The organism is Hyphomicrobium sp. (genome assembly GCF_035572195.1).
Classification (GTDB): domain Bacteria; phylum Pseudomonadota; class Alphaproteobacteria; order Rhizobiales; family Hyphomicrobiaceae; genus Hyphomicrobium_B.
The window spans coordinates 1-6,409 of sequence record NZ_DATNBA010000025.1; the positions used below are offsets into that span (position 1 = coordinate 1).

Sequence of the window (6,409 nt, forward strand, 5' to 3'; positions counted from 1 at the left end):
GTGATGGGTTGCATCGTGAACGGACCCGGCGAAAGTAAGCACGCAGACGTCGGCATATCATTGCCGGGTACCGGCGAGCAGCCGGCGGCCCCTGTCTTCATCGACGGCAAGAAGGCAATGACGCTGCGCGGCCCGAATATCGCGGCGGACTTCAAGGCGATCGTCGAAGACTATATCGCGCGGCGCTTTGCCGTGTCGGCAATGGCGGACAGCAGTGCCGCCGAATAGAAGAAGGCGGACAGCAGCGCCGCCGAATAATGCCCCCCGGCGCCTGAAATAGTTAACGGACGGCCTAGCCGGTAACCGCGTCGTTTCGCCGATTCTTGGCTCGCTCGGCTTACCCATAGTCTAATGAACGTCCCCGATTACCACGTCGCAAAATTTTGGGCACGATTCGCCGTTGAGCTTGTTAGACGGTGAAAGGTCCAATCACCAGGGAAGCTCATTGATGAGCGACGGAGCCAGCCACGACCGCCACTTGATCATCGGCGCCGGGCCCATCGGGCTCGCGACGGCAGCGGCCCTCAAACGACGCGGCATTACCTTCGATATCGTCGATGCCGCGACGGGCATCGGCGGCAACTGGCTGCACGGCGTCTACCGGACGGCGCATATCGTCTCGTCGAAAAAGGCGACCGAATACTCAGACTATCCGATGCCGGCCGATTACCCGGATTTTCCGTCGGCCGATCAGATGCTCGCTTATCTCCAGAGCTTTGCGAAGGATCGTGACCTTCTCAGGCATTGCGAATTCAACAAGGAAGTTCGGCTCGCCGCGCCCGATGATGCCGGCCGCTGGATCGTAAAGTTCGCCGACGGCGAAGAGCGAATTTACAAAGGCGTCGTCGTTTGTAACGGCCACCATTGGGACAAGCGCTATCCCGAGTTTCGCGGCACGTTCACCGGCGACATGCTGCATTCGAAGGATTACCGCGAACCATCGCAGTTCGAGGGCAAGCGCGTGCTCGTCATCGGCGGAGGAAATTCCGGCGTCGACATGGCCTGCGACGCGGGCCGTTTCGGCAAGTCGTGTGATATCAGCCTGAAGTCCGGATATTGGTACATGCCGAAAACGTTCCTCGGCCGTCCACTGACCGACATCCCACTCTGGGGCCTGCCGATCTTCGTTCAACGCGCCATCATCAAATTGATGATCCGATTGAGCATCGGCGATTATCGCCGCTATGGATTGCAGCGGCCGAACCACAAGATGTTCGAGCGTCATCCCGCATTCGGCACGGACCTCTTGAATTCAATTCGCCTAGGTTGCGTCAAGCCTCGCCCCGCGATCGATCACGTCGACGAAAAGACGGTGACCTTTGTAGATGGCTCGACGGCGACCTATGACCTGATCGTCGCGGCAACGGGATTTCATACCTCGTTCCCGTTTTTGCCGGATGGTCTGGTCAAAATCGAAAATGGTATAGTGCAAGTTTACGGCGGCGCGTTTCCGCCTGGCGTTCGCGGTCTCTACATTGTTGGATGGGCGCAAGCGCGCAACGGCTTCGGCCGCCTGATCACGCCGCTCGCTGATCTCTATGCACGCTTGATAGCTCTCCAAGATGAACTCGAATTTCCGCTCGGGTCTGTCATGGAGCAGTCTTTCACGCAGCGGCTGCCGACGACGCACCTCGTGGATCCCGAAAAGGCGCGCCGCGAGATCCGCATCGCCCATTGGATTCTGCCGCTGCTCAAAGCTCGTGACCGCCGGATGGCCCGGAAACAAAAACTCACGGCGGAGAAAACCAGCGTGCCTATCCGCGCCTAGACCGCGCGTTCGCGTCAAATGCTCATTTGAGCAATTTCGCAGACGCATATCAGCTTCGCCGGTAGCGCGGTTCTGATGCCGAAAATGGAACTGAGTTTCTGGTTACGCGTTGACCCCGTTAGAGGGCCGAGAGCCTAAACCAACGGGGTTTTTCAAAATGAAATTACAGCGGGCCAATGCCATTGCGCTTGGCGGCATCTTGCTCTGCGTTAGCGCAACTACGAGCGCGTGGGCCGCCGATCTCGGCCCTTATCAGCCTTATAATCCGCCACCGGCACCAATTGAATCTTACGTCGAACCCGCCATTTGGGAAGGTGCATACATCGGCGTCAACGGCGGCTACGGCTGGTCGAATTCGGACTTTACTGAACCGGATGGCGCGTTCGGCGGCGGGCAGATCGGCTACAACTGGCAGCGCGATCGCTTCGTGTTCGGGGTTGAGGGTGATATTCAAGCCTCCGACATCAATGCGAGCGCCGATTTCGGAGGCTTCGCAAACGCCAGGACCGACATCGATTGGTTTTCCACGGTTCGCGGACGCCTCGGTATCGCGCAGGGACCGTGGCTGCTCTACGGCACGGGCGGCGTTGCATTCGCCGACATCTCAAACCGGGTCGACATCGGACCGGTCACTCTGTCGAATTCAGACACTCAGGTCGGATATGCAGTTGGCGGCGGCCTCGAATGGGCATTCGCGAAAAATTGGAGCGCCAAGGCCGAATATCTTTATCTCGGCTTCGGAGACGACACGTTTTCCGGTGGCGGCAACACGGTCCACGTCAACAACGACATTCAAACGGTTCGAGCCGGCTTGAACTACAAGTTCTAAGCCTGGCGCGGCTCTAGCCAGACCTGCCCCCGATCTCGCCCCTTGCTAACTGCCGCGATGGCCCATCAGCCGCGCGGCGTCGGCAAGGGGCTCGGCTTTTTCGCCGAACGCAACAAGCGCTGTGACGGCAGCCGTAATTACTTGGTCGAGATGGTCCCGTGCCGCTTGGACACCGAGCAGGCCGACGAGCGTCGCCTTGCCAGCCGCAGCGTCTTTTCCTGTTGCTTTGCCGACATTGGTGGTTGTGCCTACGGCATCGAGTAGGTCGTCGCTGATTTGGAATGCCGTTCCGAGATGCTCGCCGTAGATGCGGAGCGCTGCAAGTTCGGACGGCGCGGCCTTGCCGAGAATGGCGCCCATCTCGCAGGCGGCCCTAATAAGGCGGCCGGTCTTCATCGATTGCAGCCTCGTGACGCCGGCAATCGTCGGTGCGGCGTCGGTCGGCAGATTTCCCGCCTCGAGATCGAGGACTTGGCCACCAACCATCCCGACCGCGCCTGAAGCCGCCGCGAGGGTTTGAACGAGCTCCGTGCGCACACCCGGATCCTCATGGCATTCCGGACTACTGACGAGCTCGAAGGCGAGAGCCTGCAGCGCGTCACCGGCCAGGATCGCCGTCCACTCGTCATAAGCCTTCCATACCGTTGGCTGGCCGCGCCGCAGTTCGTCGTTGTCCATCGACGGCAGATCGTCGTGCACCAGCGAGTAGCAATGGATGCATTCGATTGCCGCGGCGGCCGGGAGCGCACCCTCGCGTTCGACGCCGAAAAGGGCGGCCGAGTTGAAAACAAGATAGGGGCGGAAACGCTTGCCCCCCGCCAGAACCGAATGGCGCAACGCCTCGGCCAGCCTCCGCGGCGTACCTGCGGCTTCCTGTTTCGCCAGAATAGTTGAGAGATAAGCTTCGACAGCTGTTGCGGCATTGCCAAGCTGCACAAGAAACTGTGACACTACCTAAACCTCTCCGTCGCGGGGCTGAGCGGGCACGTAACATGGCCATCGTTGGGTGCTACCGCCGACGCGGTATCACACGGCAATCGATGTAAGCAAAGCATGGATCGGGCGGACGACACATCAGAGCCAACGGCCGCGCCGAATACGGCCTCGCGGGTCCGCGTTGACGCCGTCCCCCGGCCGCTGGAGGGCATCGCCGCCAGCCCGGTCGGGCTGTCCGCGGCTGCAGCGGCAAATACAACCGAACATGCCGCAGCCGATGTGGCGGGCGTCGAGCCGAAGGCTGTCGATTGGCGGCCAGCCTTTGCCAATCCGCCTCGGCCTTTGCCTCCGTGGGCATTTTCTCCGGCGCGAGCACAACCACAGCCAGTGGCGTTGTTGACCCGATTGATCGTTCCATTACCGCTGAACCCCGCGGCTTATGTTGCCGACGTAGGGGCGGTCGCAGAGGCATCCCCAGAGGCATCCCTAGCCGAGCCGCCGAGGGCCTATCTGCCGCCGTCCGTCGAGGCAACACTTGAGGCTACCCCCGATGGGTCCGGCAGGTCTGCAACGCCGCCGCTAAGCGTCGACGCGGCTCTTTCCGAGATCGAAGCTGAGGTCTTTGCCCGAACGATGACCGTCGAAGCGGCGATCGCGCAAGTGCGCCGGGACCGCCAGATCGAGCGGCGGCAAGGCGCGACGCCGGCGCAGGCGACACCGCGGATAATGTCCGTCGTCTCCGCGCTTCAGCCGCAGTTACCGATTGGACCGCTGGTCGCCGACCCTGCCGCCCGACCAGACATGTCCGGACACAAGGCCTGGCCCGCTGATCACCGGGACTGGGACTACAAGGGTCTCGCTAGGCGTGCGCTGAAAATTATTGGCGTTATTGCAGCGGCTTGGCTGGCGCTCGTGCTGATTTTGATCGTCACCTACCGCTTCGTTAATCCGCCGATTTCGGAACTGATGCTGCAGCGCTGGGCCTTCGGAGAGGACATCTCGCAGCAGTGGGTAGACTTCGAGGACATGTCGCCGAACGTGGTCCGTGCCGTGCTGGTGAGCGAAGATGCCCGGTTTTGCCAACACAACGGCATAGATTTCGAGGCCATCGAGGACGCGGTCGAAGACGCCGGAAGCGGCAAGATGCGTGGCGCTAGTACGATTTCGATGCAGGTCGTCAAAAACCTGTTCCTCTGGCCGTCCAAGAGTTTCCTGCGCAAGGCGATTGAGTTGCCTTTGACCTATGTCTTGGAGTTGGTCTGGCCGAAACGCCGGATCATGGAGGTTTATCTCAACATCGCCGAGTGGGGCCCAGGCATTTTCGGCGTCGAGACGGCCTCGAGGTTCTACTTCAAGAAGCCGGCGAAAAGTCTGAACGAGCGGGAGGCGGCGCGGCTGGCCGTGGCGCTGCCCAATCCGCTGACGCGTAATGCCGGAAAGCCGGGTCCCGGGACGCGCCGGCTGGCCAGCGCGGTTCAGGTGCGTATGCGGTTTGCCCCTTCGAGCCAGACGGTGTGCATCTGGCCGAAACGACGCATGTGAAACCGGGTTTTGGCGCCGGCAGCAGCGTGCGCGGGGACTGGCGTTCCGTATCGAGTTTGCGTATAAGCCCGGCCAGGGCTCGCGAGCCGCGCCAAAAAGGCGACGCTGCCGGGCCGATTCAGCAATAAGACGTTCGGCGTCCCCGCCGCATGTTCTGCGGCGCCTCGCCATTTGGCGGATGATGCCAACTTTGGAGCAAAACTATGGCAGTACCGCGCAGTAAGATGTCCCCGATGAAGCGTGGCCAGCGGCGTTCACATGATGCGCTGACGGCACCGGCCTACGTCGAGGACAAGGAAAGCGGCGAGCGTCGCCGTCCGCATCACATCGATATGAAATCCGGCAAATACCGCGGCCGGCAGATCCTGACGCCCAAGACCGACCAGTAGGTCTGCACCTGGATCGGCTAAGTTAGGCTCGACGTGGCGCCATTGCATTGGCGCCGTCGATCACTGGTTTTACCGGTCTCCTGTTGCTTGGCAAATCGGATACGGCGTGTCAGAAAGTCCGGCGCGCCCGGCGGCTGCGAAATGTCAGGAGAAGCCTCATGTCGATTAGAGCCCTTCCGCTCTTGGTCTTCGCCTTCGTTCTCTACAACGTCATTGCGTTGTCGCTGGGAGAAGAGGCTCTCGGCCGCCAGATTTTCGAACTCAGGCTCTTGAGCGGCGGCATTTGGAAGTTCACTTGGGGCGACCTCGTTCTACTCGTGACGCTGCTCCTGCTCTTCGTCGAAATCGTCAAGTCGACCTTCACGACGACGTCGACGTTGATCGATCATGCGCTTTCGATGATCGTGTTCATGGCTGTCGGTGCGGAGTTCTTGATCGTGCCGCAAGCGGCGACGTCGGTGTTTTTCCTGATCCTCGTTGCATCGCTGATCGACGTTATCGGCGGTTACACGATTGGCATTCGCGTTGCGCGCCGCGATCTCAATATCGGCGCAGACCAGTAAGCATCGCGCAATTTCGTACTAGAAAAGCCTAAATAGACGCGCGTTCAATTCTATTGGCGGCTCGAACTTTAACAAGTGTTAGCAATTTCACATTAACTTCTCGTCTTGAAGTTTGGATACAACCGGCCCCGTTCCAATTTGCGTGGGGCGTGCTCGGGGGCCAGCTCGAGGTCAAACCGTGTTTCCCCCGGCAAACTTCCACGGACAGGGCGCTGACTCGAACGACGACGTTCCGTCTGACGACGGCGTTACGAGGGACATCGATCCTCTGACGGAAACCGAGGGCCTTGACCTCATCGGCATCCTCTCGTCGATCGACGAGACGGCTTACGTCTGGGACATCAAGACCGGCCGCATCGACTGGGAACGCAATGCCTGCGCC

8 protein-coding genes are annotated in these 6,409 nt (G+C 60.6%); 7 read left to right on the forward strand and 1 reads right to left on the reverse strand.

Annotation, left to right across the window (positions count from 1 at the left end):
* The 3 genes from VN623_RS02495 to VN623_RS02505 all read left to right on the forward strand — a co-directional run.
* Positions 1-228 (forward strand): flavodoxin-dependent (E)-4-hydroxy-3-methylbut-2-enyl-diphosphate synthase (locus VN623_RS02495; protein ID WP_325567781.1); only part of this gene is annotated, 228 nt, incomplete at its 5' end.
* 220 nt (positions 229-448) lie between these two features.
* Positions 449-1,768: a flavin-containing monooxygenase gene (locus VN623_RS02500; RefSeq protein ID WP_325567783.1), complete on the forward strand. Its 1,320-nt coding sequence runs from the start codon at positions 449-451 to the stop codon at positions 1,766-1,768.
* Positions 1,769-1,925: 157 nt separating this feature from the next.
* Entirely contained in the window at positions 1,926-2,597 is a 672-nt protein-coding gene (locus VN623_RS02505) for an outer membrane protein (RefSeq protein ID WP_325567785.1), read from the forward strand.
* A 45-nt stretch (positions 2,598-2,642) separates the two neighbouring features.
* Here VN623_RS02505 and VN623_RS02510 read toward each other — a convergent pair whose 3' ends face one another.
* On the reverse strand, positions 2,643-3,548 hold the full coding sequence (locus VN623_RS02510; RefSeq protein ID WP_325567787.1) for a farnesyl diphosphate synthase: 906 nt from the start codon (positions 3,546-3,548) through the stop codon (positions 2,643-2,645).
* 102 nt (positions 3,549-3,650) lie between these two features.
* Between VN623_RS02510 and mtgA the strand changes: the two genes are divergently transcribed.
* From mtgA to VN623_RS02530, 4 genes are all read left to right on the forward strand, one after another.
* Positions 3,651-5,075 (forward strand): monofunctional biosynthetic peptidoglycan transglycosylase, encoded by a 1,425-nt coding sequence (gene mtgA / locus VN623_RS02515; protein ID WP_325567789.1) that lies wholly within the window; start codon positions 3,651-3,653, stop codon positions 5,073-5,075.
* Positions 5,076-5,278: 203 nt separating this feature from the next.
* On the forward strand, positions 5,279-5,464 hold the full coding sequence (gene rpmF / locus VN623_RS02520) for a 50S ribosomal protein L32 (RefSeq protein ID WP_325567791.1): 186 nt from the start codon (positions 5,279-5,281) through the stop codon (positions 5,462-5,464).
* Positions 5,465-5,622: 158 nt separating this feature from the next.
* Positions 5,623-6,027: a hypothetical protein gene (locus VN623_RS02525; RefSeq protein ID WP_325567793.1), complete on the forward strand. Its 405-nt coding sequence runs from the start codon at positions 5,623-5,625 to the stop codon at positions 6,025-6,027.
* A gap of 178 nt (positions 6,028-6,205) precedes the next feature.
* Positions 6,206-6,409 (forward strand): hypothetical protein (locus VN623_RS02530; protein WP_325567795.1); only part of this gene is annotated, 204 nt, incomplete at its 3' end.